We start from the raw sequence: 25,878 nt of genomic DNA, 5'->3' as shown, positions 1-25,878 counted from the left end.
CGCGGCGCCGAGGCCTCGCGGCCAAGCGGGGTGACGCGCAAATTCCGCGCCTTATCCGTGCCTTGGCCTGTCCAGCGGGCGCATCGCGTGAGCCGATTCAACCGCTGTCTGAACGTCTTGAGGCTTCCCCTTCGCCGCGAGGTTACCTATAAACCCCGCAGCTAGGCGATCTCGTCCGAATCCGAGCATCCATCGGCATTTGGATTGGCCCAGGCGGCGCTTCCGCCGCGAACCCATTGCAGACATTGCCGGAAGGCGGGATGCCCAACATCAATCCGAATCCAATTCCACAGACAGTCGGTCCCGAGACAGCCGGTCCCAGGACAGTCTATGTCCTCAATGGCCCGAACCTGAATCTGCTCGGGACCAGGGAGCCGGAGGTCTACGGCCGCGCCACCCTCGCCGATGTCGACAAATTGTGCGCGGAGACCGCGGAACGGTTCGGTCTCACCGCGCTATGCCGGCAATCCAACCATGAAGGCGAGTTGATCGACTGGATCCACGAGGCCCATGCCGGCAAGGCGGTCGGCATCGTGCTCAATGCCGGCGGTTACACCCATACCTCGATCGCGCTGCACGACGCCCTGGTGGCGGTGCAGATCCCGGCCATCGAGGTTCACGTCTCCAATGTTTACGCCCGCGACGCTTTCCGTCATCACTCTTTCATCGCGAAAGCCGCCTTTGCCAGCCTGTGCGGCTTCGGCATCGACGGCTACCGGCTCGCCATTACGGGCCTGGCCGCAAAAATCGGCGCCGGCGCCAAAGCCTGACCCCGCGCCCTTCACCCACCAACGTTTGGATTAAAGAATATGGCCCGCCCGCCTGAAGACAAGCCAGCCGCGAAGCCCAAAGCGACCGATACCAAAGCGGTTGCCGACCACGCGCTGATCCGTGATCTCGCGTTGCTGCTCGACGAGACCAATCTGACCGAGATCGAGATCGAACGCGCCGGGTTGCGGGTCCGGGTCGCCCGCAATGTCAGCATCAACGCTGCGATGCCGGCCGGCTATCAGCCCCCCGGGATCGCGAGCGCCGCGGTGCCGGCGCCGGTCGCCGACATCTCCAAACATCCCGGCGTGGTGCCGTCGCCGATGGTCGGCACGGTGTATTGGGCCTCGGAGCCCGGCGCCAAGCCGTTCGTCGAGGTCGGCAACAAGGTCGCCGCCGGCGAAACGCTGCTGATCATCGAGGCGATGAAGACGATGAATCAGATTCCGTCGCCGCGCGCCGGCACCGTGACCCAGATCCTGGTCGAGGACGGCCAGCCGGTCGAATTCGGCGAACCGCTGGTCGTGATCGAATAACCACGTCTGCGTCGTCCCGAAGCGCCGGCGCTGGCGGCTCGGGACGACATCATGAATCCCAACAGACCGTCCCCTTCGAGGCGCGCGACAGCTCGCAGCTCAGGGCGACGGGAGAAGGCAGAGACGATGTTCGACAAGATCCTGATAGCCAACCGCGGCGAGATCGCGCTCCGGGTGCTGCGCGCCTGCAAGGAACTCGGGATCGCCACCGTGGCGGTGCATTCCACCGCCGACGCCGACGCCATGCATGTCCGGCTCGCCGATGAAAGCGTCTGCATCGGTCCGCCGGCCTCGAAGGACAGCTATCTCAACGTCCCGGCGCTGCTGGCGGCCTGCGAGATCACCGGCGCCGACGCGGTTCATCCCGGTTACGGCTTCCTGTCGGAAAACGCCCGCTTCGCCGAGATCCTCGCCGAGCACAATCTGCATTTCATCGGCCCGAAGGCCGAACACATCCGGCTGATGGGCGACAAGATCGAGGCCAAGCGGACCGCCAAGCGGCTCGGCATTCCGGTGGTGCCGGGTTCCGAAGGCGCGGTTGGCCCCGAAGACGACGCCATGGCGATCGGCCAGGCGATCGGCTTTCCGGTGCTGGTCAAGGCCGCCTCGGGCGGCGGCGGCCGCGGCATGAAGGTGGCGCAGACCGCCGACGACCTGATGCTGGCGCTGTCGACCGCCGGCAACGAGGCCAAATCGGCGTTCGGCGACGCCTCGGTCTATCTCGAGAAATATCTGCAGAAGCCGCGCCATATCGAGATCCAGGTGCTGGGCGACGGCCGCGGCGGCGCGATCCATCTGGGCGAACGCGACTGCTCGCTGCAGCGCCGTCACCAGAAGGTCTGGGAGGAAGGCCCCTCCCCGGTGCTGACAGCGGAGGCCCGCGCCCGGATCGGCGGCATCTGCGCCAAGGCGATGCAGGACATGCAGTATCTCGGCGTCGGCACCATCGAATTCCTCTACGAGGATGGCGAATTCTACTTCATCGAAATGAACACCCGAATCCAGGTCGAGCATCCGGTGACCGAGATGATCACCGGGATCGATCTGGTGCTGGAGCAGATCCGCGTCGCCGCCGGCGGCGACCTGCCCTGCACCCAGGACGAGATCGTGCTCAACGGTCACGCCATCGAATGCCGCGTCAATGCCGAGAGCCCGGTGACGTTCCGACCCTCGCCCGGCAAGATCACCCGCTATCACCCGCCCGGCGGTCTCGGGGTCCGGATCGATTCCGCCGTCTATCAGGGCTATACGATCCCACCCTATTACGACTCGCTGGTCGGCAAGCTGATCGTGCACGGCAAGACCCGCGCCGAATGCCTGATGCGGCTGCGCCGCTCGCTCGACGAAATGGTCGTCGATGGCATCGAGACCACGTTGCCGCTGTTCCGCGCCCTGGTCCGCGAGCCTTCGATCATCGACGGCGACTACCACATTCACTGGCTCGAGCAGTATCTGGCCGCCGGCGATTCCAAGACCGGCTAATCTGCACCGGGCACGAAGCGGCCGACCCGGTATTTCGGCAGCAGATCGTCGGCCTCCTTTGAATGCGGCCGGCCCTTGGTCTTAGTGTCATAGGCCTGGGTGGCTTCCTTGCCGCACCAGGGCTCGATGATCTGCGGCCGCGACGGATGATCCGGCAGATAGGCCGACAGATCATAGACCTGGCCCCGGATCGCCATCCAGCAATCCTGCGGCGTGGCATGTTTGGCCAGCTCAGCCGAAGTGATGTCCCGACTGGCCGAAATCGCCGCCGGCTGTTCGGCATGCGGCGACAGCACATCGCCGGCCCAGAACGCCAGCACCATCACCCAAAACAAGCTCGTGGTCGCCAGATATAATTTGCGCATCATCTGAACTCGAAGTTTTCGTAGTGGATGTGTTGGGCGGTGACGCCGCGCGCCCGCAACGCGGATTTCAGCGCGGCAATCAGCCCGGGCGGTCCGCACAGATAGCATTCGACGCCTGACAGTTTCGTGGCCGGCGGCAATAGCCGCTCCAGATCCGGCAGGGCGTCGCCGGTCGCCACCACCTGCAGCGAAAGCCTCGGATCGGCCGGAGCGATGGCGCGCAAATCCGGCAGGAACGCCGCGTCGGCCTCGTTGCGGCACAGATAGATCAAGGTGGTCGGGCCGCCGATCCGACCGGCGTTCAACAGCGCGACGAACGGGGTGACCCCGATCCCGCCCGCCACCCAGAGCTGCGGCGCCGAGCTGGTGCCGAGCAGCCCGCCGAACCCGCCCATCACCCGCGCCGCGACCCCCGGCTCGACCAACATCATCCGCCCGGTGCAATCGCCCAGCGCCTTGACGCCGACATGCAGCACCTGGTCGGCATCGATCGCGCTGACGGTGAACGGATGGAATTCGCCGCAGCCGCGATATTTCGGGCCGTTGTGAAGCGCGACCAGCACGAATTGACCGGTGCCGACCTCAATCGGATCGCCCAGCGGACGCAGCGCGATCTCGACCACGCCGGCCGCGATCTGCCGTGCCGAGGCAACAATGTAGGGCCGCGCCGCCAGCCCGAGATCGCCGCGCAGCAGCCGCCAGGCCAGGATCAGTCCCACCACCGCCATGATCGGCAGCACCGGCTCGTCGATGCCGAGCAGGACCAGATGGCCGAGGCCGAGCAGCACCCCGACCGCCAGCATGGCGTGCAGCCAGCGCCACGGACCATAGGGAATGCGACGGACAAAGCTGAGCGCCAAGCCCAGCATCAGCGCCAGCAGCCCCAACCAGCCGGTCCAGACCGGCCAGCTCTCGGTCAATGGCGACAGCGTCGCCCAGGCGATCGCAGGCGAGGTCGACAGCCCATTGGCGGCCAGCGCCAGCGGATGCAGCAGCAACAGCACATAGGCAACCACCCCGGTGCCGTGATGCCAGCGATACATCCGCTCCAGCCCGCCGAGCCAGCGCGCCAGCCGCGGCTCGCGCAGCATCAAGGCCAGGCTCACCAGCAGCAATCCGGTGCCGAGCCAGCCGACGATGATGCCGGCGGCGCGCATCGGCGCCAGCCCCTCCGGATAGGCCCAGACCACGAACCCGATCGGCACTGCAACCGTGAGCAGCGGAATCGACCAAAAGCCCAGCCTGGATCGCAGCCCCGCCACCAGCTCAATTCCTTTGCGGCGGTGAAGGCTTGAGGTGCTCGCAAAAATCCCATTGCGAATCCGGGGGCTTGAGGCGGCGTTCGACGGCGCGCATCACCATCAGGGCATGATGCTGTCTGCGGTAGACCTCGCACGACCGGTAATCCGTAAAGCCGCGCACCCGCGCCTGATGGTCGATCCGCTCCTGCGGGCTCATTAATTGCCAGCCCCTGGTGTTGCCCTCATCGGCCCGCCACGGCCGGGCAGACGCGACGTCCGCGGAGCCGAGCAGGAGGGTCGCGATCAGGACCACGGCCGAAACGTTTCGGATATCGATTGTGGCGACCACGGGGCACTCCTTTGCGGCTCGCACCGTCGGCGCAGGACGGCATTGCCGCCATACGCCTATCGGCTATTGTGGCTTCAGATATAAATTACGGCCAACGGAACCAATGTTCGATCAGATTATTGATAGGTGATTTTTGCAGACGATCTTGCTGGGATGGGCTGGTTTTGCTGACGACTTTGAAGGTGCGCGGTGACGGTTGATCGCGCGCGTGAACGTGGCCTTGTCCAGATCGCCCTCCTTGCCCTTGCCTTCGCAGTGCTTGTCGCGGTCAGCATCGGGTCGGTCTACTGGCTGGAGCAGGCTCGCGAGGATAGCGCGTGGGTCGCGCACACGCTTGAGGTTGAGAACCAGATTTCCCTGACCCAGCTGCAGATGCGCCGCGCCGAGAGCGCCGAGCGCGGATTTGTCCTGACCTCGCAGAGCGAGTTCATGGATGAATTCCAGGATGCCTCAGAGCAGATCATGCCGCTGCTGCAGCAGTTGCGGGGGCTGGTTCAAGACAACGACGTGCAGCGCCCGTTGATTGCCGAAGTGGTCGACCTCACCGAGAAGCGGCTGGCGCAATTTCGGCAAGTGCTGCAACTGGCGAAGGAGAACAAGATCGCCGAGGCCAACGCGATCATCCGCGACGCCACCGGCCGTGACGCGATGAGCAGGATTCGCGACCTCACCGCCGATATGCGCACCGAAGAGCAGCGGCTGTTCACGGTTCGCACCGACGCGGCCGACCGCAGCCAATCGCTGGCCTCGATCGTCACCACCACCGGCTCGGGGCTGGTGCTGGTGCTGGCTGGCGTCTCGATCTTTCTGGTGCGGCGCTCGGCCCGCGCCCGCGACGAGGCCGAGGGGCAATTGCGTGACAACAACCTCAACCTCGAAGCCACGGTCGACGAACGCACCTCCGATCTGCGCGAGGCCAATGAGGAGATCCAGCGCTTCGCCTATATCGTCAGCCACGACCTGCGCTCGCCGCTGGTCAACATCATGGGCTTCACCAGCGAGCTCGAGGAATTGCGCGGCGACATCTTCCGGCGGATCGCCACGCTGGCGCGTGCCGCGGCGCCGCAGGCGATCGACGCCAGCCTGGACGATCAGGGCCAGCCGCTGCTCGACGAGGCCGACAAGCAGCTGTCGCAGGATTTCACCGAGGCGCTCGGCTTCATCAAATCATCGATCGGCAAGATGGACCGGCTGATCAGCGCCATCCTCAACCTGACCCGCGAAGGCCGGCGCGAGTTTCAGCCGGTGCAGATCGATACCCGCGAATTGATCGAGAACATCGCCTCCACGGTGGCGCATCAGGCCGCCGAAGCCGAGGCCGAGATCCGGATCGAGCCGTTGCCTGAGATCGTCAGCGACCGCCTCGCCCTGGAACAGATCTTCTCCAACCTGATCGACAACGCGCTGAAATATCTCAAGCCGGGGGTTCCCGGCGATATTTCGATCCGCGGCCATCAGCGGCTGGGCTTTGCGATCTTCGAGGTCGCCGACAATGGCCGCGGTATCGACCCCAAAGACCACCAGCGCATCTTCGATCTGTTCCGCCGCGCCGGCACCCAGGACAAGCCCGGACAGGGCATCGGCCTGGCCCATGTCCGCGCCTTGGTGCGCCGACTCGGGGGCACCATGTCGGTGGCCTCGGAACTTGGTCGAGGCAGCACCTTCACCATCACCCTGCCGGCAAAATGGACGGCCTCCAAACGGGATAAACGCGCATGAGTAACCCAGTAACGATCATCATGATCGAGGACGACGAGGGCCACGCCCGGCTGATCGAACGCAACATCCGCCGCTCCGGCGTCAACAACGAGATCATTCCGTTCACCAACGGTACAGCCGCGCTGGACTACCTGTTTGGCGCCGATGGCAGCGGCATCGCCCATAAGGACCGCGCGCTGTTGATTTTACTCGACCTCAATCTGCCGGATACCAGCGGGATCGACATCCTGCGGCGGGTGAAAGACAACGACCACCTCAAATGCACCCCCGTCGTGGTGCTGACGACCACCGACGACGCCCACGAAATCAAGCGCTGCTACGAATTGGGGTGTAACGTCTACATCACCAAGCCGGTGAATTACGAAAGCTTCGCCAACGCGATTCGCCAGCTCGGTTTGTTCTTCTCCGTGATCCAGGTCCCAGCCGCCAACTCATGACCGCAGCCAAACCCACCCTGCTTTATATCGACGACGACGAAGCGCTCGGCCGGCTGGTCACGCGCGGCTTGCAGCGACATGGGTTTAGTGTCGAACACGTCCTCAGCGGCGAAGCCGGCATCGAACGGCTGCGCCACGGCGGCATCGACGTGGTCGGTCTCGACCAATACATGCCCGGCCTCGACGGGCTGGAAACCCTGGAGCAGATCCAGACCCTTGCGGATCCGCCGCCGGTGGTGTTCGTCACCGCCTCGCAGGATTCCAAGATCGCGGTGACCGCCTTGAAGGCCGGCGCCGCCGACTATCTGGTCAAGGACACCCAGGGCGACTTCGTGCCGCTGCTGCAGGTTGCGGCCGGCCATGCGTTGCAACAGGCGCAGATCCGCAAAGCCCGCGACGAGGCTGAGGCCGAGGTTCGCGCCTCGCGCGACCGCTACGCCGCGCTCGCCGCCGAGCGCGAGATGCTGCTGCGCGAGGTCAATCACCGCGTCGGCAACTCGCTGCAGATCATCGCCTCGCTGCTGCATCTGCAGGCCTCTTCCAGCAAGCAGGAGGAAGTCAAGGCGGCGCTGACCAACGCCATGGGCCGGGTCGCCGCGGTGGCGCAGGTGCATCGCCGGCTCTACACCTCGCACGACCTCAAAAGCGTGATGCTGAATCAATATCTCGAGGCGCTGCTGGAAGATCTGCGGCGCTCCGCCGAAGGCAACCGGATGTCGCGGCTGACGCTGAAGGCCGAGGCCGTGGAGATCGATCCCGACCGCGCGGTGGCGATCGGCATCATCGTCAACGAGCTGGTGATGAACGCGGTGAAATACGCCTACCCCGACGGCGCCGGCCCGATCCACGTCGAACTGTCCGCTCAAGGCGACGAGCTCGCACTGGCGATCACCGATGATGGCGTCGGCCTCAACGTCAAGATCAATCCGCAATCCACCGGCATGGGCCAGCGCATCGTCAACGCGATGGCGACCAAGCTGGATGCCAGCGTCGAGCGCGATCCCGGTCATACCGGCACGCGAATCGTGCTGCGGTTTCGCCGGATCAATGCGCCGGCACCGACGATGGCGGTGGCGAATTAGCACCGCTCGCCCTACCGCGATTGCGCGCCGCCCGGTGCTTTGCAGGCGCATCCAGTCGACTGGTACGCTCCCGGCGCAGGTCAGCCGACGCAGCAATGATCGACCTTCCCTATTCCGGAGAGCTGTGATTTTTCACCTCATCTTCAGCCTGCCCTGGCTGCTCGTCGCCACCCGGTTCATCTGGCCGTTGCAACTGCCGCTCTCCATCAAAATCGTGGTGGCGGCCGTACTGTTGGTGGGCTCGCAATATCATCTATGGAGCCGGCTCTCATCGGGCTCGGTGTTCGCGCCCGAATTTCCCCGCGCCGCGGTGATTCTTTTCAATTGGGCATTCGGCGCCATCGCGTTTCTCGCGCTGTTGCAGATCGTGCTCGACGGCGCAACGCTGCTGGCGATGCTGGTCCATGGCGGCAGCGTGAGCGTGCCTGACGAGGTACGTTATGCGATGGCCGCCGTCGCCGCCGGCCTGGCGGCGATCGGCGTCCATCAGGCGATACGGCTGCCGCCGGTCAAAGACATCGAAGTCGGCATCGCCGGCCTGCCGCCGCAATTCGACGGCTACACCATGCTGCAATTGACCGATCTGCACATCAGCCGCCTGTTCCCTGCGTCATGGACCCGGGCAATGGTCGCGCGGGCGAACGCCCTTGGCGTCAACCTGATCGTGATCACCGGAGACCTGATCGACGGCCCCATCGCGGCGCGCAGCGCAGATGTCGCGGCGCTGGCCGACCTGCGCGCGGCGGATGGCGTGTACATGATCCCCGGCAACCATGAATATTTTTTCGATTACCCCGCATGGATGGATTACTTCGCCGCGATGGGCATGCGCCTGCTCGCCAACGATCACGCGGTGATCGATCGTGACGGCGGCGAGCTGGTTCTCGCCGGTGTCACCGACCTGTCGGCAGCCCACACCCGCCACCCCGCCCCGGATCTCGCCGCCGCCCTGCTAGGCGCACCCAAAGACGCACCGATCATCTTGCTTGACCATCAACCGAAGAACGCACCGCGCGCCGCCGCGCGCGGCGTGGCGCTGCAACTATCGGGACATACCCATGGCGGGATGATCCTCGGGCTCGACCGGCTCGCCGCCCGCGCTAATGGCGGATTCATTTCGGGTCGCTACGCGATCGACGGGATGACGCTTTACGTCAATAACGGCACCGCGCTGTGGCCCGGTTTCGCGCTGCGTCTCGGGCGCCCGTCAGAGCTGACGCGGATCAGGCTGCGCCCAGCAATCTGATTGAACCGCTGCGCGGCCGCACCGGATGCGAGCATCCAGACGATCTGCGGCACCCGGCCAGTCGAGCCTCCACCTCGTGTTGCGACTCACCTGATCGAGGCGCAGAACATTTGCGGGCTACCGACTAACTTTTGATCTTCCTCGATCTTCTCGAAAGAACTTTTCGAAAGTCGGGATGCCTTCTTAAGAATCATGCTCTAGAAACGGGTTTGCGCTGCTTGCCATTTACGCAGCGGTCGGGCAGCTTCCGCCGCGCCGGCTGGCTGCAGCGAACGCGCCAGTTGCAAATCATTCTCACCCGGGATAATTGCATTGGTATCGCCCGTCCTGCGATCGTCGAGCCCGACCTACATCATCCACAACCATGCCCTGCCACCATGCCGAGGGCTCCCGGCGATGAGTGCTCTCCACGGCCAGCCGGCCGCGCCGGCGCCCTTGCGCGCTGGGGAATTGCCGAGGCCGTCGTGATCGAACCTGTTCTGCTGCTGGGCATTCCCGTCGACTTCATCCTGTTTACGCTGACGCTGATCGGATGCGCGACCTTTCACCATTATACGCTGCCGATTGCGCTCACGGGCCTGGCCACCATCACCGCCTACAAGCTGATTTTCACCGGTTTCAAATACGGCGTGGGGTTGATCGGTCTTGCCCATCACATGGAGCATGAGTGGGTCACCCTGGCCAATCTGTTCCTGCTGCTGACCGGATTCGCGCTGCTCTCGGCGCATTTCGAGAAGAGCCACATCCCCCAGGAAATGCCGGCGCTGCTGCCGGACGATTGGAAGGGCGGCATCGTTCTGCTCGGAATGGTGTTCTTCATGTCAAGTTTTCTTGACAACATCGCGGCGGCCCTGATCGGCGGCACGGTGGCGCGCCATGTCTTTCAGGGTCGGGTCCATATCGGCTACCTCGCGGCGATCGTGGCGGCTGCCAATGCCGGCGGCGCCGGCAGTGTGGTCGGCGACACCACAACCACGATGATGTGGATCGGCGGCGTCAGCCCGCTCAGCGTGGTCGAGGCCTACATTCCCGCGCTGGTGGCGCTGATGGTGTTCGCGGTGCCGGCATCGATCACGCAGCATCGCTATTCGCCGATCATCAAGAACCCGCCGAGCGGACTGAGGATCGAGTGGATCCGTGTCGGCATCGTCGCGGCTATTCTGATCGCGGCTCTGCTGGCCAATGTCACCGCAAATCTGAAATTTCCGGCGCTGCTCGACACCGTCCCGGTGCTTGGCCTCACGGTCTGGAACGTGCTGCTGTTGACGACGCCGCTGCGCCGGCCGGACTGGGAACTGATGCCCCAGACTATCAAGGGAACGGTTTTCCTGCTGGCCTTGGTCACCGCGGCCTCGATGATGCCGGTCGAACAATTGCCGACCGCGAGCTGGCAGACCGCGCTTGGTATCGGCTTTGTATCTGCCGGCTTCGACAATATCCCGCTGACCGCCCTGGCGCTCAAACAGGGCGGCTATGATTGGGGCTATCTGGCCTATGCGGTGGGCTTCGGCGGGTCGATGATCTGGTTCGGCTCGTCTGCGGGCGTGGCCTTGACCAACATGTTTCCCGAGGGCAAGTCGGTGTTCCGTTGGCTGCGCCACGGCTGGGCCATTCCGATCGCCTATTTCGTCGGCTTCTTCGCCCTGCTCGTGCTGGTCGGCTGGAATCCGGAGCGGTTGACGATGCTGGTGAAATAACTCCGGTGATGCGGCCAAAGCCCGCCCGGGCTTTGGATCTGCGCTGCCTTAACGGGCTGTTGGAAAAGAGAACAACGCTCTCGATCCGATTGCTCTTAGTGCTCGCCGTGAGTCTGATGTGTTCGTGCCGAGAACGATTTTTTCAACAGCCTGCTAAGGCGCGCTCGCCAGTGACCGGCGCTGTTTGGCGACATTGCTGGCCGTGACCGGCGCGGCGGCATTGCCCCATTGGTTGCGGATATAGGTCAGCACCGCCGCGACCTGGGCATCGTTGAGCCGCCAGTCGAACGCCGGCATCGCCGGCCCCGTCGGCTTGGTCGCGGTCGCAACCGCACGGCTTCCATGCAGCACCAGCCGCGTCAGCGTGGTCGGATCCTCGGACTGCACCAGCGCGCTGCCGGCAAGTCGCGGGAACAGATGGGCCTCGCCGATTCCATCGTCCTTGTGGCAGACCGCGCATGAATCCTTGAAGATCGCAGCCCCGGCCCGCATCGCATTGTTGCTGGCCGCGACGGCAACGGGCGCAGCCTTGACCGCGCCGAGCCCGCTATCCTTCAAATACGTCGCGATCGCCGCGATATCCGCATCCGGCATGTGCGAGGTGGAGTGCCGGATCGCCTCGGCCATCGGCCCCGACGCCAGCGTCCAGCTGTTGCTGCCCGTCTTCAGATACTGGACCACCTCGTCCTTGGTCCAATTGCCGATGCCGCTGCGCGGATCATTGGTGAGGTTGGGCGCGTACCACCCCTGCAGCGTCCCGCCCGCCAGCGCGGCCGCGGCCTTGTCGCCGCCCAGCAGCGTCTTCGGCGTATGACAGGTGCCGCAATGCGCCGGACCCTGCACGATATAGGCGCCGCGATTCCATTCGGCGGATTTGTGCGGATCGGGCCGATAGTGGCCGGGCGTGAAATTCAGCCAATTCCAGCCCAGCATCGCCAGCCGGATATTGAGCGGGAACGGCAATTGATTGGAGACCACGGCGTTGCTGACCGGCTCCACGGTGGCAAGATAGGCGCGGATGGCCAGCACGTCGTCGTCGGTCATCTTGGTGTAAGCCGGATAGGGCATCGCCGGATACAGCCGCTTGCCGCCCTGGCCTCGCCCCTCGCGCAGCGCGGAGAGGAATTCGGCATCGGTCATGTTGCCGATCCCGGTCTGCCGATCCGGCGTGATGTTCGCCGCAACGATCGTGCCGAACGGCGTGGCGAGCGGCAGTCCGCCGGCGAACGGCTTGCCGCCCGGCGCGGTATGGCACCCGCCGCAATCGCCGAGCACCGCCAGCGCGCGACCGCGTTCGATACGGTCGAAACTTTGGCTGTCCTGCGCGGCGGCGGGAGCTGCGACGACCGCCAGCAGCGCGGCGACGGCGAGAGATGAGCGCATCATCGGCTTCACACCAGCGGTCCCGGGTTTTTGAGGTAGCGATTCTTGATCGCGTCGGCGGTCCAATAGGCCAGCGCGCCGACCGTATCGGTCGGGTTGTAGCCGTGGTTCTGCGGAAACACCGAGGCGCCGCCGGGCACGAACACGTTGTGGACGTCCCAGCTCTGACAGTAGCGGTTGACCACGCTGTTGGCGGGATCGGCGCCCATCACCGTGCCGCCGGTGTTGTGGGTGGTCTGATAGATGTTGACGTTATACGGCCCCTTGCGCGGGCTCGCCTTCATCTCGACCGGATCCATCGCGCGCGCGATCTCGGCAAGGCGCGCGGTGAGATAGGCCGACATCTTCAATTCATTGTCGTGGAAGTCGAACGTCATCCGCATCAATGGCCGGCCAAGCCGGTCCTTGTAGGTCGGATCGAGATCGAGATAGCAGTCTTGATAGCTGTAGGAGCTGCCGTGGGTCGAGAGATTGAAGGCGCTCTGATAAGTTTCGGCGGTCGCCTTCTTCCAGGCCGCGCCCCATTTTGGCGTCCCCTCCGGCACCGGCCGGGTCGAGATCGGCCGGGCGCCGGTCTGGCCCGCGCCCATATAGCCGCCGCCGACAAAGCCGAGCCCGCTATGGTCGAAATTGTCGCCATTGTAATCGTCGATGATCATGCCGTGGGCGCCGGTGGCGATGAACGGATTGAGGATCTTGTCCTTCAGGATCAGGCTGACGCCCGACGTGGTCTGATAGGCGTAGTTGCGCCCGACCACGCCCTGCCCGGTGGCGCCGTCATAGGGTTTGCCGATGCCGGACAACAGCATCAGCCGGACATTGAACAACGAGAAGGCGCAGACCAGCACGATGTCAGCGGGCTGCTCCCATTCCACACCTGACGTATCCACATAGGTGACGCCGGTGGCGCGTTTGCCGGTGGAATCCAGATTGATCTTGGTGACTTCGGAGTCGGTCTGCGCGGAAAAATTGGGGAATCGCATCAAGGCCGGCAGCACGCAGGTCTGCGGGCTGGATTTGGCGTAATTGCCGCAGCCGAAGCGTTCGCAGAAGCCGCAATAAGTGCACTGCCCGAGCTTGACACCGAGCGGATTGGTATAGGCCTCGCTCATATTCGAGGCCGGCTGCGGAAACGGCGTGTGCCCGGTTTTCCGCGCAGCCTCGGCGAACAGCGTGGCGGCGAGCCCCTGTTTCAGCGGCGGGTTCGGATAGTCCGACGAGCGCCAGCCCTCGAACGGATTGCCGCCGGGCTGCACCGTGCCCTTGAGGTTACCGGCCTTGCCGGAGGTGCCGCAGAGCTTTTCGAAGCGGTCGTAATAGGGCTCCAGCTCGTCATAGCTGACCGGCCAATCCTGGATCGTCATGTCGCCGGGCAGCGCATCCTTGCCGTAGCGTTCCTCGAGATGGCTGCGCAGCTTGAAATCAGTCGGCAGGAAGCGCCAGGTCTGACCGTTCCAATGGACGCCGGCGCCGCCGACGCCATTGCCGGGAAGAAAGCCCGAAAAGCTGCGGATCGGCAGCGCCGATTGGCTGGCATTGTTGCGGAAGGTCAGCGTGTCCTGCTGCGGCCGCAGAAACAGATCGAGCCGCACCGCGTAGCGCAATTCGTCCTGCGCATAGGCCGGCGGAAAGTCGGTCGCGGTGTCGCGCCACGGGCCCCGTTCGATCGCCACCACGTCGAGGCCGGCTTTCGCCATCTCATAGGCCAGGATTGAGCCGGTCCAGCCGAGCCCGACGATCACCACGTCCTTGCGGGGAAGTTTGCGTGCCATTGTCCTACTCCCGCACGGTCCAGTCGGACCGCCCCATGATGCTCACCGGCGGCAGCGGGTAGGCCTCGTTATGATGATCAACCCAGTCGCGATAGTCGTAGCGCGCGCCCGGAAATCCGACGAGCTTCCAGCCGGCCATGTCGCGATTGCCGCCATAGACCGGATCGGCAAAGAAGCCTTCCTGGGTGTTCTGCAGCAGCAGGGCAAAGAATTCGGCGGATTTGACGCCCTTGAGCACGATCGAACCCGACTCCAGCCCGCTCAGCACCTTGTCCTGATCGGCCGGCGCGAGATCGCGAAATGATTTATCGGCGAATGTGATGCCGACATAGTCTGCCAGCGCCTTCAGCCCGGCCCGGTAGCGCGCCGCGGGGGAGCCCGGCATTTGAAACGCCTGGGACGCGGCGCCGGCCATGAAGGGCGGCTGGGTGTAGAGGCCCGCGGCATGGCCATAGGGACCGGCCAATTGCCGATCGATATAGACGGCGCAACCGGCCTCCTTGCCGCCGGGACCCCTGTCGTCGGGAGGAATCAGGCGATCGACCACGGCTTCGACCAGTGCGGCCTCTTGCGCCGTGAAGAACACCCAGGGCCCCGGACGCACCTGGATCGGCGGCGTCGCGCTGCCGGGATCCCAGGGCATCCTGCCCCCGACGGTGCGCGCAAAGACGGGCGTCGCGCCGACGACCATGAGGGCCGCGGTCGAGGTGAGCAGCGAACGGCGAGATAGGCTTGGCAAGGCGGCATGATCCACCGTGAGGACCCTCTTGATTGGCCCGGCGGCAATTTGTCGCGCCGGCGCAGACAGCTATGGGGTATCTCACACCAATTGTCTCCAACCCTATTTTTTATCCGGACGGGAACAAAACCCCTGCTCGTTAAACTACGGGCGTGCGGCGTTGTCGCCGCGACCGCACAGGCATGGTAGGTTGAGTGATGAGTTCACGCGACTCCGCATCGTCCGAGATCACGCCCGAAGTGCTGCTACGCGCCTATGCGTGCGGCATTTTTCCGATGAGCGAGAGCGTCGACGATCCGACCCTGTTCTGGGTCGAGCCGGAGCTGCGCGGCATCATTCCGCTGCGGGGCTTCCACATCGCCTCGCGACTGGCCCGCACGGTGCGCTCGGACGCCTTCACCGTCACCGTGAACCGGGATTTCAAGGCGGTGATCGATGGCTGCGCGGCGCCGCAGCCGGATCGCGACGACACCTGGATCAACCGCCGAATCCGCGAGCTCTATACCGAGCTGCACCGGATCGGCCACTGCCACAGCGTCGAGGTCTGGCAGGACGGCGACCTCGCCGGCGGGTTGTATGGCGTCAGCCTCGGCCGGGCGTTTTTCGGCGAGAGCATGTTCCATCGCGCCCGCGACGCCTCAAAAGTCGCGCTGGTGCATCTGGTGGCGCGGCTGATCGCCGGCGGCTATGTGCTGCTCGACACCCAGTTCGTCACCGAACATCTGCGTTCGTTCGGCGCTGTCGAAGTGCCGCGGCAGCGCTATCGCAAGATGCTGGATGCCGCGCTGAAAGGCATGGCGGCATTCGATGTGCTGCCGGTCGACGCACCGGTCAGTGGCGCCGACGCCTTGGCGATCATCGCGGGCAACGAAAAATAACCTGGATCAAAAATCAGGCGTCCTTCCGAGCGCCTGCAGCATGAGCTGCATGCAGATCGGGAGTCTCGAACCAATTACTGCCGGAATGCCGGGAACGGATTGGGCGGCGCCGCCGAGCGCTGCCTTGGTCGCGGCTTCGGGGCTGGCGCCGGCGCCGGCGTATCGGGCTGCGCGGCGGCCACGGCGTTCTCCGGATTTTTGCAGTCGGTCAGCCAAATATCGTAAATCGGGTGCTCGACGCCGTGCAGGCCGGGACTGGCGGCGAACATCCAGCCGGAGAAGATCCGCTTCACTTCGCCCTGCAGCGTGATCTCGTCGACCTCGACAAAGGCGTCGGTGTTGGCGGCCTCGGTCGCCGGCCGCGTATAGCAGGCGTCGGTCTTCACCCGCAGCGCGCCGAATTGCACGGTCTCGCCGATGTCGGCGTCGAAATTGATGATCCGGCCGGTGATCTTGTCGAGGCCGGAGAAACTCGCCTTCTTGTTGACGATCTTCTGCGCCGGCGGTTCGGTGACGATCTCGTCGCCAGGTTGCAGCGTCGCGGCGGTCGGCGGTGCGGCGTCGGGCGTTGCGGCACCGGGTGTTGCGGGCTGCGGCTGGCCTTTGGGTTGGCGCTGGCCCGGCGGCAGGCCGGGCAGCGGATTGACGGCGGCGCTGGCCGGCGGATTCTGCGGAATGATGGTGGTACCGGGCGGCGGCGGCAACGGCTGCGATTGCACGGCACCCGGCAGCGGGGCGCCCTGTCCCGGGGCCAGTCGATTCGGCGCCGGCAGCAGCCGACCGCGCTGCGGCAGATCCGGCACTTCCTCTTCGTCGTCGGGCGGATATTCGTCGCGCGGAACACTGCCCGGCGGACGCGGCGCCGGATCGGAAAAAATATTCCCGATCTGCGCGCGCGCAGGCGGCGCGACGGCAACCAACGAGGCGGCAAGCAGGGCCGCTAGGGCCGTTGAGGTAACAATCCGACTCATGGGGTTCGAAACATTCCGCGCGGCGTCAAATCGACGAATCAGGCTCGCGACATTGTACAAAATTAGGCCGCTCGCGTTCGTCCTCCGGTTAACACGGCGAATACGGCGGGGAAAGGGCGATCGGACGCGCCGCATCGCCGGCCATGGTCAGTCCGGCACTGGTCAGGCAGCGCCGCAGCTGAAATAATCCACCAAGTCATCGGCGCGGACCAAGTCCGAAACCGCCGCAATCATCCGGATCGAACCGGAATAAATGGGGAAACGTCAGGCATGAGCGATCGTATTCGGCTCGATGGCAGGGTCGCGCTGGTCACTGGCGCGGCCGGGGTGATCGGGACCGCGACCATGATGCTTCTGGCCGCGCGCGGCGCGCGGCTGGTCGCGGTGGATCGCGACCAGCGCCAGCTCGCGGCGGCGGTCGCCGACCTGCCGGCCTCCGCAAAGGCGGTGGCGCTGACCGCCGATGTCACCCAGGAAGCCGAGGTCGAAGCCTATGTCCGCGCCGCGATGGAAAGCTTCGGCGCGATCGACGTGTTCTATAACAATGCCGGGATCGAGGGCGACATTAAGCCGATCGTCCGCACCTCGCTGGAGGCGTTTCGCCGGGTGCTCGACGTCAATGTGGTCGGGGTATTTCTCGGCCTCAAACATGTGCTTCCGGTGATGCTGACGCAGAACGCCGGCAGCATCATCAACACCGCCTCGATCGCCGGACTGATCGGCTCGGCCGATATTGCGCCCTACAGCGCCAGCAAGCACGCGGTGATCGGGTTGACCAAAAGCGCGGCGCTGGAATGCACCGGCACCGACGTGCGGGTCAATTGCGTCTGCCCCGGCCTGATCGACAGCCGCATGCTGAGTTCGATCATCCAGGGCCGCAATCCTCGCAGTGAAGCGGTTCCGAACGAGAAGATCGTCGAGCGGATCCCGGCGCGGCGCCTCGGCCACGCAGCCGAAGTCGCCTCCGTGGTGGCGTTCCTCGCCTCCGACGAGGCGAGCTATGTCACCGGTTCGGCCTACACCGTCGATGGCGGACGCACCGCGAGCTAACCTCCGTGTCGACAACGAGCTTCGTCGCCAAATCAACTCATCGCCAAGCCACGCTCCAACAAACAACAGGTGCAACAATGCCCGCGATCCTCGATCCCGACGCCGCCGCCGTTTTCAAGGCCTTTCAGGAAGCCGGCCGTCCGGCCTATGAAGACCTCACCGCGCAGGAGGCGCGGGACTTTTATCTGGCCGCGCGCCTGATCAGCAATCCGGAGCCGGCCGAACTGGCTTCGGTGCAATCGACCTCGATCCCGGGCCCCGCCGGCGAGATCCCTGCCCGCATCTACACGCCGAAGACGCTGCGCCAGAGCGACGGCGTGGCGCCCGCGCTGGTGTTCTTTCACGGCGGCGGCTGGGTGATCGGCGATCTCGAGACCCACGACGTGGTCTGCCGCGCGCTCGCCGATGACGGGCAATTGATCGTGATCTCGGTCGACTACCGGCTGGCGCCGGAGCACAAATTTCCCGCCGCGATCGACGATGCGATGGCGGCAACGGCGTGGATCGCGGATCATGCGGCGCAGCTCGGGATCGACGCCACGCGGATCAGCGTCGGCGGCGACAGCGCCGGCGGAAATCTGGCCGCAGTAGTGGCGATCGCCGCGCGCGACAATGGCGGGCCATCCCTGGCGGGCCAGGTCCTGATCTATCCCGCCACCGATTTCGCCATGACCCATCCCTCGCACAGCGAGCCGGAGACCAGCGTGCTGCTGACTCATTCGGTGATCAGATGGTTTCGCGATCACTATCTCACCGGCGCCGCCGATATTCACGATTGGCGTGCATCCCCGGCGCGGGTGGACAATCTCGCCGGGCTGCCCCCGGCGATCGTGCTCACTGCCGGCGCCGACCCGCTGCGCGATGAAGGTGACGCCTATGCCGGACGTCTGGCGGACGCCGGCGTGGCGGTGACGCACCGCCATTTTCCGGGCCAATTCCACGGCTTCTTCACCATGGGAAAACTATTGCCGCAGGCCGGTGTCGCGGTGCGCGAGATCGGCGCCTGGCTCAGGGCGCTGGGATGATCGCGGCGGAGCGAACGATCGGCGCGACGAAGCCGCGGAATTGCCTCCGCGGCTTCGCTGCAAGTTGGATGTTATCGATTACGGACAGGCGTGACGATTGCCGTCATAGCCCAGATAGGTCCCCGAAGACGGGTCGTAGGACTTGAAGCGCTGCGAGCAATAAGCGTCGTCAGACGACTGCTGCTCCGCACGGCTGTTGGCAATCGCGCCGCCAATCAAGGCGCCCGCGGCGAGCCCGCCAATTGCGGCACCGGGTCCCCAGCCGTAGCGATCGCGATTCCAGCCACGGTGATGATAGCCGCCGCGGTAATAGCCGTGATGGCCGCGCCAACCACGGTGACCGCGCCAACGCACATTCTGCACCGTCGCGCCGGATGCATCGGATGCAGTCGCCGCCTGAAGCGGCGTCATCGGCGCCGCAGCGGCAGGCTGCAGCGAGGCGAACGACATCGCGCCCATCATGGCGGCTGCGGTGATCAGTTTCGGAAAATGCATTGAGTGCTCCTTTTCGTTCAAGTGCTGGACCAACAGGTCCAACGGAGCAGCGTTCCAAAAATGACAGGGTTTTAATGTCGCCTCGAGCTAGCAACGAAGCCGACCGTTGTGGGAGTCGATTGCCGACGGCGCCTTGACGATGCATGATCCCGCCATCGTTGCCATGCCATATCGTTGCGATGTCAGGCTCGACCACTGTCGACGAGGACGCCGATGACCCAGCAATACGGAACCCCGGCCAAGACTTTCCACTGGCTGATCGTGGCATTGCTGGCGATCCAATATCCGATCGGATGGCTGATGCCCGATATTCATCGCGGCGACCAACCCGGCAGCGCGATGATGTTCCACCTCTCATTCGGCCTGACCATCCTGGCGGTCATGACGCTGCGGCTGTTGTGGCGATTGACGCATCGGGTGGCGCCGGAGCCCTCGCTGCCGCCATGGCAGCGCCGCAGCGCGGAGGCGGTGCATGGGCTGCTATATCTCTTGGTGCTGGCGACCACGCTCACCGGCTGGCTGTTCGCGTCGTTTCGCGGCTGGAGCATCAGCTATTTCGGCCTGGTGCCGTTCCCGATGCTGGCGTCGGGAAACCCGGCCTATAACCGCGCGATCGACGGCCTGCACCAGGCCGCCGAATGGACGCTGCTGATCGTGATCGGCGCGCATATCGCCGCGGCGCTGATCCACCGCTTCTATTATCGCGATCGCGTGCTGCAGCGGATGCTGCCGGGCTGATGACGCCACCATGCCTCACGGCATGTCGCACGACTGCCCCGCGCTTGAGTCGCGGCAGGGTGTTTATTGCGGCGTCCAGGGCTGGTAGTCGCCGGTGGCTTTCGGCCGGTGACCACCAGCCAGCGTCGATCCCGCCGGCCGATAGGCCGCAGCGGTGCCGGTGAGGTTCGGCAGATGCGGCTTCTGCCACTCGCGGGGCTGATAGGCCTCGTCGACCGGCGGAACATCGACCGTGTGATGCAGCCAGCCATGCCACGATGCCGGCACCCGCGTCGGCTCGGCATAGCCATTATACAGCACCCAGCGCCGCTCGAAGCCCAGCGACGGATCGATCTTGCCGCCCTTGGTTCGGAAATAGCGGTTGCCGCCCTCGTCCTGCCCGACCAATTCGCCAAAGCGCCAGGTCCAGAGCTGGGTGCCGAATGTGTAACCCGACCACCATGTGAAAAAACGGAGCAGAAACAGTTTCATAAGGCGCGCCCATTGGAGACGTTGTGCAGTGTGGTGATGCCATTGGTGGGGCGAATTGTCCAGCCGGACGACAACGCCGCTCCGGCGGGCGCAATCACCGCGAATTCACCGCAATTCATTCATTTTGCGTACAGTTCCCAGCGCTCACCCTGCAGCGGCGAGATACCAGGGGTTCGGGAACGTCCGATCTCCGAGCGGGTTGAGAATGTCCCGTGTAAGGAGCTTAATAAGATGATCAATTTGAAAGTGTTGAGTGCGGTGGCCGCGCTGGCGATCGCGATGCCGCTGGGCATGGCGACGGAGAGTTTTGCCCAAGGCCGAATTGGCGGCAGCGGTGGAGGACATGTCGGTGGTGGCGGTGGGGGCCACATGGGCGGTGGACATTTCGGTGGCGGCCATATCGGTGGTGGCCACTTCGGCGGTGGCCCGCGCTTTGGTGGCGGCCCGCGGTTTGGCGGGGGGCACCACTTTGGCGGCGGCCCAGGGTTCGGCGGGCGCCACTTCGGCGGAGGCTTTCGCGGCCATCATCGGGGCGGCTTCTTTCCGGGTGCCGTTATTGGTGGCGTGATCGGCGGCGCATTGGCGAGTCCCTATTACTATGGCTCCGGTTACTATGGTCCGGGCTATTACGACCCCGACCCGTACTATTATGACGAGGGACCGGTGGTCGCGGTGGTGCCGAGTGGCGGCGATGCCGAAGCCTATTGCGAGCAGCGCTTCAAATCCTACGATCCGGCGTCCGGCACCTATCTTGGCTATGATGGCAGGCGCCACCCCTGCCCGTGAGCTGAGCGACTGATTGATCGCCCAACGCGGCGCCCGTTAGGGCGCCGCGTTGCCTTGACCAAGGCGAGCGGCGCGCCGTCAGAAGTGCCCGAAGCTGATGCCGCGGCTGCCCTTCGAAAGCAGCGGAACAAAGAACCCCGCGCCGATGGCTGCCGCGAAACTCACATTACCGCAACATAACCGCCGCGTTTTCGCCGCGTTGCTCGGCTGAAAACTGCGATGGATCAGCGCGGCGACGGGTCAGACTGGTTCAAAGCCTTCACTTGCGACCCGTATGCTGACAGAATCGGCCGAATCATCAAACCGGATCAGCCCGCCCGGACCAGGCTATTTGCCGTCATCAGCAGGATCATCGCTATTGCGTGACCAGCGACCCCACCGAAACACTACCGCAATCGCCGCTCTGTTGCGCGCGTCGACGGCGACGCTTGCGCTCGGAATCGCACTGAACGGCTTTTCGGTCGAGGCGCAATCGGAGACGCGCAAGGTCCCGCTGCCGAAGCAGCGCCCGATTTCGCGCGGCGCGTTGCATAAGAACGTCGTCCTGCCGACACCGCGGCCGACCGCCGCGGCGGCGCCCGGCGTTGCGGCCAGCGCCGCCAGTCGGGCGGCGACGCTGCCGCCAGCCCAGGTGATCGCTCCGGTGCCGCGTCCGCCTGCCGGCCCGAGTACGCTGGCCAACTCCCACCCGCGATCGGCGGTCGCCGATTCGGGCGCGACACCGCGGGCCGACATCGCGGCGGTGGCGAATGTGATCTCGCTGGTCCGGCAGCACAAAATCGACGATGCCACCCAGGCGATGGCGGCGATATCCGATTCGGTGGCGCGAAAGCTCGCCGAATGGATCATCCTGCGCAGTTATGACAACGGCGTCAGCATGGAGCGCTATCGCGCATTCATTCAGGCCAATCCGAGCTGGCCGTCGCAGACATTCATGCGGCGGCGCGCCGAGGCGACGCTGTGGGACGATAATCGCGACGACGCCGCGGTGCTGTCCTGGTTCGCGCGCGAAACCCCGCAATCGGCCAAGGGCAAACTGGTGCTGGCGCGCGCGATGCTGGCGCGGGGCGATCGGCGCAGCGCCGAGCGTCTGGTCCGCGACGCCTGGCGCAACGAATCGATGACCGAGGCGCTGGAGAAGATGGCGCTGGAGATGTTCGGCGCGATGATCACGCCGGCTGACCACAAGGCGCGGATGGATTGGCTGCTCTATGGCAACGACCGCGAAGCCGCCTTGCGCGCAGCCAAGCGGCTCGGCCCCGGCGAAGTCGCGCTGGCCCAAGCACGCATCGCGCTGGACCGCAGGTCCTCGAACGGCAAGGCACTGCTCGATGCTGTGCCGCGCGAGCTGCATCACGATCCCGGCTACATGTATAGCAAGATCCAGATGCTGCGCCGTGACGAGAAATTCGCCGAGGCGGCGCGGGTGATGGAAGCGGTGACTCGCGATCCCGACCGTCTGCACAATCTCGATGATTGGTGGGTCGAGCGGCGCCTGCTGGCGCGCAAGTTACTCGATGTCGGCGATCCGCGCTCCGCCTATGTGATCGCGCGTGACGCGGTATTGCCATCGCGCGACGTCTATCAGACCCAGCAGCAATTCACCGCCGGCTGGATCGCGTTGCGCTTCCTCCACGATCCGGCGACCGCCGCCAAACATTTCGCCCAAATCAGAGAAGACACCGATAATCCAACCGCCCTGGCCCGTGCCGGTTATTGGCAGGGCCGCGCCGCGGAGGCCGCGGGCCGGCACCAGGACGCCCGCGCCGCCTATGCCCGCGCGGCGGCGCATTCCACCAGCTATTACGGCCAATTGGCCCGCGCCAGGCTCGGCCTGCCGCAGATCGCGTTGCGCGGCCCCCAGGTCCGTCCCGACCGCGACGTCGGACGGCTCGAGGTGGTGCGGGCTGCGCAGATACTTTACGCGCTGAATGAAGACGAACTCGCGCTGCCAATTTTCGCAGACATCGGCGACAGCGGCGATATCGACGCGCTGGTGGGCCTGGGCGAGCTGGCCAAGCGTCAAGGCGATGCCCGCGGCATGTTGCTGCTCGGCAAGGCGGCGCTCAATCGCGGCATGCCGTTCGAACATTACGCCTATCCGATGAACGGGATCCCGCAATTCAAATCGATCGGACCGCAGGTCGAGCCGGCCATCGTCTACGCGATCGCCCGGCAGGAAAGCGGATTCAATCCCAACATCGTGTCGCCCGCAAAGGCCTATGGCCTGATGCAGGTGACCGAGGGCGCGGGAAAATATGTCTGTCGCAAATACAGGGCCCGTTTCGACGCCAAGCGTCTGAAGAATGATCCGGTCTACAACGCCGCGCTCGGCGCCGCCGAACTCGGCGGGCTGATCGAGGACTATGGCGGCTCCTACATCATGACCTTTGCGGCCTATAATGCCGGGCGCGGCAGCGTGCGAAAATGGATCGAGCGCTACGGCGATCCGCGCGATCCCAAGGTCGACGCGGTGGATTGGGTCGAGAGCATTCCGTTCTCGGAGACCCGGAACTACGTGCAGCGGATCATGGAAAACCTGCAAGTCTATCGCGCCCGCTTCGGCGGCAGCACGCGGTTGCAGATCGAAGCCGACCTGCACCGCGGTGCCCAGGCTCGCGCGCAGTAACGCCGGCGCTGCGCGCGGCAATGCCGCGCGACCTGGCGCGTTGTCGGTGTCTGATCGCCGACCGGGGCCGAGCTGCCGCCCCTCCCCGATCGCGATTCTCCCGCGCCTTGCCGCACCGAATAGATTTTGTTCGCGGTCCACCCACTGGCGGGCGCGTCATTGGCGACCATCGTCGGCCGCGGTCTCATCGCGGCCAATTCCCGGTGCTGGTCATCCGAGCTGCATCGACCTGTCTTGGCATCATCGGTCGCCGTCATCCAGACAAGCAAAAACCCCGGCGGTTGCCCGCCGGGGTCTCTGAGATCGATCGAGTTCGTCCGAGGACTATCTGGATCAGAACACGCGCTGGGCGCGGAGCGAACCGGACCAGGTGCCCTGATCCTTCAGCTCGTAGCTGGCGGCGGGCTTGAGACCGCCCGGAGCGAATGCCGGACCGAGCGTGCCGCTGTGGCCCTGATCGAGATAGGTGTACATCACTTCGCCCGAGAAGGTCAGATTCTTGACCGGGGTCCAGCGGGTGACGGTACCGATCTGGGAGATCTTGAAGTCCGGGTTGCAGTTGAAGCCAGTTGCAGTCGCGCAGATGAGCGCGGTTGCACGGCCGTTGTAATCAACCGAGGTGTAAGCACCGAACAGCGAGGTCGACCAGTACGGGTTCCAGTTGTGGTTGAACGCACCGCGCACGCCCCACACGCTGGTCAGTTCGATACCGGTTCCGGTGGCGCTGCTGGTGCCGGCGAACACGCCGTCCGACGACGAACCAACTGCCAGGCTCTGGAACGCAGAACCCGAGCTGCCATACATCGAGAAGCTGCTCGGGCTCACGCCGCCCAGAACATACCTGCTGGCGCCGTTGGAGTAGCCACCCGTCACGTTGATGCTGTCGCCGGGACCCGTGGGCAGGTTCTTGATCGACAGAGCGGCCTGAACCGCATAGCCCCACTTGTCGCTCGGGTGACCCGAGGTCTCAAGCGCGCCGTAGTAGCTGGCACGGACCTGGTGCGCGGCGGCCGACAATTGGAACAGACCCCAGGCCTGATCGACACGGAGCTGACCGACGATGTCGGGAACGCTGGTGCCGGCGTAGGAGTTGGTGCCGTTCACGCCAGCGGCGAAACCGGCAGCGGTCAGGCCGGAGGTGTTGTAGATCGCCGACTGATTGTAGCTGGTCGGATCTTCGAGCGAGAGCGAGGCCGAAACGCCGTTGCCGAACTGGGCGGTATAGGCGATCTGGTTGATGCCGGTCACGTCGTCGTGGCCGCCGAGCAGGAACGAGGTCTGGTTGCCCGGATAGCCGGTCCAGGGCGCGTCGAACTGCGACACGGCCTTACCGATGGTGAAGCCTGCGAACTGGATGAAAGCGTAGTACACGCCGAGCGAACCGGCGGCGACGCCGTCACCCGTGGTCCAGTTGAAGATCGCATCGAAATAGGTGCGGACAACGCCGTATTCGGTGGCGGTGCGGGTGTCGATGTTGAGATCCTGACGAGACCGGAAGATGTACTCGTTGCGGGTGCGGACGCGCTGACCGGCGGCGCCGGCCCAGGACGGCGAATCATAGGCGCCCGAACCATTGAAGGTCACGTCGGCGCGCAGATAGCCACCGAGCTTGATGCAGGTGTCGGTGCCCGGGATGTAGTAGAAACCAGCGCCGTAAAGCGAGCAGACCCTCACATATTCGACCGCTTTGGCCTTCAACGGAAGATCGGCCGCCTGAGCGCCGCTGATCGCGACCAAAGCCGCTGCTGAACCCAGAATTAGGCTCTTAACCATCTTCATGTAAACCTCCAAGTTGCTCTGTAGGGAAGGTTCCGGATCCGCAGGATGCGCGAAGCACCCGAAGGTTGGTTCCCTTGTCCCTTAAAACCCGCGCTTAGCCGCTTCGCGCCTTCGGACACACCCGCTCAACGCGAGGGACTTAAGCGAACCACCTAATACGGGGCGACCTCGGGATGCCCCCCTCCGTCGCCTTGTGACAATTGCTCAACACCTGCCGGCAAGCAATATCCGAACACCTGT

General features: G+C 64.8%; 25 protein-coding genes. 14 read left to right on the top strand and 11 right to left on the bottom strand.

Annotated features, from left to right (window positions below; translation table 11 throughout):
• Nucleotides 1-260: 260 nt before the first annotated feature.
• The 3 genes from aroQ (at nt 261) to accC (ending at nt 2,786) form a co-directional block, all read left to right on the top strand.
• Entirely contained in the window at nt 261-770 is a 510-nt protein-coding gene (gene aroQ, locus RBJ75_RS03675; RefSeq protein WP_044416252.1) for a type II 3-dehydroquinate dehydratase, read from the top strand.
• A gap of 39 nt (nt 771-809) precedes the next feature.
• The gene (gene accB / locus RBJ75_RS03670; protein ID WP_044416250.1) at nt 810-1,304 is read left to right on the top strand and encodes an acetyl-CoA carboxylase biotin carboxyl carrier protein; all 495 of its coding nucleotides are present in this window, start codon (nt 810-812) and stop codon (nt 1,302-1,304) included.
• Nucleotides 1,305-1,430: 126 nt separating this feature from the next.
• Nucleotides 1,431-2,786 (top strand): acetyl-CoA carboxylase biotin carboxylase subunit, encoded by a 1,356-nt coding sequence (gene accC, locus RBJ75_RS03665; RefSeq protein WP_317528688.1) that lies wholly within the window; start codon nt 1,431-1,433, stop codon nt 2,784-2,786.
• Here accC and RBJ75_RS03660 read toward each other — a convergent pair.
• From RBJ75_RS03660 to RBJ75_RS03650, 3 genes are read right to left on the bottom strand one after another with little or no spacing between them, the layout of a single operon-like run.
• A complete protein-coding gene (locus RBJ75_RS03660; protein ID WP_044414127.1) occupies nt 2,783-3,154 on the bottom strand; it encodes a cytochrome b5 domain-containing protein in 372 nt (123 codons plus the stop codon). The two genes, accC and RBJ75_RS03660, sit on opposite strands and share 4 nt — an antisense overlap.
• Nucleotides 3,151-4,413 carry a ferric reductase-like transmembrane domain-containing protein gene (locus RBJ75_RS03655; RefSeq protein WP_044414130.1) on the bottom strand — a complete coding sequence of 421 codons (1,263 nt, stop codon included), beginning with the start codon at nt 4,411-4,413 and terminating at the stop codon, nt 3,151-3,153. Before RBJ75_RS03655 ends, RBJ75_RS03660 begins: the two co-directional genes overlap by 4 nt.
• Nucleotides 4,414-4,417: 4 nt before the next feature.
• The gene (locus RBJ75_RS03650) at nt 4,418-4,741 is read right to left on the bottom strand and encodes a hypothetical protein (protein WP_234707450.1); all 324 of its coding nucleotides are present in this window, start codon (nt 4,739-4,741) and stop codon (nt 4,418-4,420) included.
• Nucleotides 4,742-4,930: 189 nt separating this feature from the next.
• Between RBJ75_RS03650 and RBJ75_RS03645 the strand changes: the two genes are divergently transcribed.
• From RBJ75_RS03645 to RBJ75_RS03625, 5 genes are all read left to right on the top strand, one after another.
• A complete protein-coding gene (locus RBJ75_RS03645; RefSeq protein WP_044414133.1) occupies nt 4,931-6,460 on the top strand; it encodes a sensor histidine kinase in 1,530 nt (509 codons plus the stop codon).
• Nucleotides 6,457-6,897 carry a response regulator gene (locus tag RBJ75_RS03640; protein ID WP_044414135.1) on the top strand — a complete coding sequence of 147 codons (441 nt, stop codon included), beginning with the start codon at nt 6,457-6,459 and terminating at the stop codon, nt 6,895-6,897. The genes RBJ75_RS03645 and RBJ75_RS03640 overlap by 4 nt, the downstream gene beginning before the upstream one ends.
• The gene (locus RBJ75_RS03635; RefSeq protein ID WP_044414138.1) at nt 6,894-7,979 is read left to right on the top strand and encodes a sensor histidine kinase; all 1,086 of its coding nucleotides are present in this window, start codon (nt 6,894-6,896) and stop codon (nt 7,977-7,979) included. The genes RBJ75_RS03640 and RBJ75_RS03635 overlap by 4 nt, the downstream gene beginning before the upstream one ends.
• A gap of 127 nt (nt 7,980-8,106) precedes the next feature.
• On the top strand, nt 8,107-9,225 hold the full coding sequence (locus RBJ75_RS03630) for a metallophosphoesterase (RefSeq protein ID WP_044414167.1): 1,119 nt from the start codon (nt 8,107-8,109) through the stop codon (nt 9,223-9,225).
• Between the two features lie 377 nt (nt 9,226-9,602).
• On the top strand, nt 9,603-10,922 hold the full coding sequence (locus tag RBJ75_RS03625; protein WP_411194492.1) for a citrate transporter: 1,320 nt from the start codon (nt 9,603-9,605) through the stop codon (nt 10,920-10,922).
• Between the two features lie 153 nt (nt 10,923-11,075).
• On the opposite strand, the gene RBJ75_RS03620 is transcribed toward RBJ75_RS03625, so the two are convergent.
• The 3 genes from RBJ75_RS03620 to RBJ75_RS03610 are packed head-to-tail and all read right to left on the bottom strand — an operon-like array spanning nt 11,076 to nt 14,720.
• Nucleotides 11,076-12,308, bottom strand: coding sequence for a c-type cytochrome (locus RBJ75_RS03620; protein WP_234707451.1), 1,233 nt, complete (start codon nt 12,306-12,308; stop codon nt 11,076-11,078).
• A gap of 5 nt (nt 12,309-12,313) precedes the next feature.
• The gene (locus RBJ75_RS03615; protein WP_044414147.1) at nt 12,314-14,077 is read right to left on the bottom strand and encodes a GMC family oxidoreductase; all 1,764 of its coding nucleotides are present in this window, start codon (nt 14,075-14,077) and stop codon (nt 12,314-12,316) included.
• A gap of 4 nt (nt 14,078-14,081) precedes the next feature.
• Nucleotides 14,082-14,720, bottom strand: a complete 639-nt coding sequence (locus RBJ75_RS03610) for a gluconate 2-dehydrogenase subunit 3 family protein (protein ID WP_234707452.1) — start codon at nt 14,718-14,720, stop codon at nt 14,082-14,084.
• Between the two features lie 293 nt (nt 14,721-15,013).
• Here RBJ75_RS03610 and aat point away from each other — a divergent pair, with 293 nt between their 5' ends.
• On the top strand, nt 15,014-15,694 hold the full coding sequence (aat, locus tag RBJ75_RS03605) for a leucyl/phenylalanyl-tRNA--protein transferase (protein ID WP_044414153.1): 681 nt from the start codon (nt 15,014-15,016) through the stop codon (nt 15,692-15,694).
• A gap of 74 nt (nt 15,695-15,768) precedes the next feature.
• Here aat and RBJ75_RS03600 read toward each other — a convergent pair whose 3' ends face one another.
• A complete protein-coding gene (locus RBJ75_RS03600; protein ID WP_044414156.1) occupies nt 15,769-16,665 on the bottom strand; it encodes a DUF2155 domain-containing protein in 897 nt (298 codons plus the stop codon).
• 270 nt (nt 16,666-16,935) lie between these two features.
• Here RBJ75_RS03600 and RBJ75_RS03595 point away from each other — a divergent pair, with 270 nt between their 5' ends.
• Together RBJ75_RS03595 and RBJ75_RS03590 are read left to right on the top strand one after the other, a co-directional pair.
• The gene (locus RBJ75_RS03595) at nt 16,936-17,715 is read left to right on the top strand and encodes an SDR family NAD(P)-dependent oxidoreductase (protein ID WP_044414159.1); all 780 of its coding nucleotides are present in this window, start codon (nt 16,936-16,938) and stop codon (nt 17,713-17,715) included.
• A gap of 77 nt (nt 17,716-17,792) precedes the next feature.
• Nucleotides 17,793-18,740: an alpha/beta hydrolase gene (locus tag RBJ75_RS03590; protein WP_044414162.1), complete on the top strand. Its 948-nt coding sequence runs from the start codon at nt 17,793-17,795 to the stop codon at nt 18,738-18,740.
• Nucleotides 18,741-18,818: 78 nt separating this feature from the next.
• Here RBJ75_RS03590 and RBJ75_RS03585 read toward each other — a convergent pair whose 3' ends face one another.
• Complete coding sequence (locus RBJ75_RS03585) at nt 18,819-19,235, bottom strand: BA14K family protein (protein ID WP_044414170.1); 417 nt, start codon at nt 19,233-19,235, stop codon at nt 18,819-18,821.
• Between the two features lie 213 nt (nt 19,236-19,448).
• Here RBJ75_RS03585 and RBJ75_RS03580 point away from each other — a divergent pair, with 213 nt between their 5' ends.
• A complete protein-coding gene (locus RBJ75_RS03580) occupies nt 19,449-19,973 on the top strand; it encodes a cytochrome b (protein ID WP_276156560.1) in 525 nt (174 codons plus the stop codon).
• Nucleotides 19,974-20,036: 63 nt separating this feature from the next.
• On the opposite strand, the gene RBJ75_RS03575 is transcribed toward RBJ75_RS03580, so the two are convergent.
• Together RBJ75_RS03575 and RBJ75_RS03570 are read right to left on the bottom strand one after the other, a co-directional pair.
• Nucleotides 20,037-20,444, bottom strand: a complete 408-nt coding sequence (locus tag RBJ75_RS03575; protein ID WP_044416405.1) for an NADH:ubiquinone oxidoreductase subunit NDUFA12 — start codon at nt 20,442-20,444, stop codon at nt 20,037-20,039.
• A 144-nt stretch (nt 20,445-20,588) separates the two neighbouring features.
• Nucleotides 20,589-20,972, bottom strand: a complete 384-nt coding sequence (locus RBJ75_RS03570) for a hypothetical protein (RefSeq protein ID WP_317528680.1) — start codon at nt 20,970-20,972, stop codon at nt 20,589-20,591.
• A gap of 51 nt (nt 20,973-21,023) precedes the next feature.
• On the opposite strand from RBJ75_RS03570, the gene RBJ75_RS03565 reads away from it, so the two are divergent.
• Nucleotides 21,024-21,230 carry a BA14K family protein gene (locus RBJ75_RS03565; protein ID WP_317528679.1) on the top strand — a complete coding sequence of 69 codons (207 nt, stop codon included), beginning with the start codon at nt 21,024-21,026 and terminating at the stop codon, nt 21,228-21,230.
• A gap of 358 nt (nt 21,231-21,588) precedes the next feature.
• On the top strand, nt 21,589-23,859 hold the full coding sequence (locus RBJ75_RS03560) for a lytic transglycosylase domain-containing protein (protein ID WP_044416401.1): 2,271 nt from the start codon (nt 21,589-21,591) through the stop codon (nt 23,857-23,859).
• 333 nt (nt 23,860-24,192) lie between these two features.
• Here RBJ75_RS03560 and RBJ75_RS03555 read toward each other — a convergent pair whose 3' ends face one another.
• Nucleotides 24,193-25,638, bottom strand: a complete 1,446-nt coding sequence (locus tag RBJ75_RS03555) for a porin (RefSeq protein ID WP_276156559.1) — start codon at nt 25,636-25,638, stop codon at nt 24,193-24,195.
• Between the last annotated feature and the right edge of the window lie 240 nt (nt 25,639-25,878).

Origin of the sequence: Rhodopseudomonas sp. BAL398, from assembly GCF_033001325.1 — a bacterium.
Classification (GTDB): Bacteria; Pseudomonadota; Alphaproteobacteria; order Rhizobiales; family Xanthobacteraceae; genus JARJEH01.
This window is presented reverse-complemented; position numbering and strand designations above follow the sequence as displayed.

Coding starts and splice junctions, on each gene's coding strand:
- aroQ (WP_044416252.1), top strand. CDS start 261: ATGCCCAACATCAATCCGAATCCAATTCCACAGACAGTCGGTCCCGAG.
- accB (WP_044416250.1), top strand. CDS start 810: ATGGCCCGCCCGCCTGAAGACAAGCCAGCCGCGAAGCCCAAAGCGACC.
- accC (WP_317528688.1), top strand. CDS start 1,431: ATGTTCGACAAGATCCTGATAGCCAACCGCGGCGAGATCGCGCTCCGG.
- RBJ75_RS03660 (WP_044414127.1), bottom strand. CDS start 3,154: ATGATGCGCAAATTATATCTGGCGACCACGAGCTTGTTTTGGGTGATG.
- RBJ75_RS03640 (WP_044414135.1), top strand. CDS start 6,457: ATGAGTAACCCAGTAACGATCATCATGATCGAGGACGACGAGGGCCAC.
- RBJ75_RS03635 (WP_044414138.1), top strand. CDS start 6,894: ATGACCGCAGCCAAACCCACCCTGCTTTATATCGACGACGACGAAGCG.
- RBJ75_RS03625 (WP_411194492.1), top strand. CDS start 9,603: ATGCCGAGGGCTCCCGGCGATGAGTGCTCTCCACGGCCAGCCGGCCGC.
- RBJ75_RS03620 (WP_234707451.1), bottom strand. CDS start 12,308: ATGATGCGCTCATCTCTCGCCGTCGCCGCGCTGCTGGCGGTCGTCGCA.
- RBJ75_RS03615 (WP_044414147.1), bottom strand. CDS start 14,077: ATGGCACGCAAACTTCCCCGCAAGGACGTGGTGATCGTCGGGCTCGGC.
- RBJ75_RS03610 (WP_234707452.1), bottom strand. CDS start 14,720: ATGCCCTGGGATCCCGGCAGCGCGACGCCGCCGATCCAGGTGCGTCCG.
- aat (WP_044414153.1), top strand. CDS start 15,014: ATGAGTTCACGCGACTCCGCATCGTCCGAGATCACGCCCGAAGTGCTG.
- RBJ75_RS03600 (WP_044414156.1), bottom strand. CDS start 16,665: ATGAGTCGGATTGTTACCTCAACGGCCCTAGCGGCCCTGCTTGCCGCC.
- RBJ75_RS03595 (WP_044414159.1), top strand. CDS start 16,936: ATGAGCGATCGTATTCGGCTCGATGGCAGGGTCGCGCTGGTCACTGGC.
- RBJ75_RS03590 (WP_044414162.1), top strand. CDS start 17,793: ATGCCCGCGATCCTCGATCCCGACGCCGCCGCCGTTTTCAAGGCCTTT.
- RBJ75_RS03585 (WP_044414170.1), bottom strand. CDS start 19,235: ATGCATTTTCCGAAACTGATCACCGCAGCCGCCATGATGGGCGCGATG.
- RBJ75_RS03580 (WP_276156560.1), top strand. CDS start 19,449: ATGACCCAGCAATACGGAACCCCGGCCAAGACTTTCCACTGGCTGATC.
- RBJ75_RS03575 (WP_044416405.1), bottom strand. CDS start 20,444: ATGAAACTGTTTCTGCTCCGTTTTTTCACATGGTGGTCGGGTTACACA.
- RBJ75_RS03570 (WP_317528680.1), bottom strand. CDS start 20,972: ATGATGGCCGCGAAAGCCTCCGCCGAAGTGGCGCCCGCCGAACCCTGG.
- RBJ75_RS03555 (WP_276156559.1), bottom strand. CDS start 25,638: ATGAAGATGGTTAAGAGCCTAATTCTGGGTTCAGCAGCGGCTTTGGTC.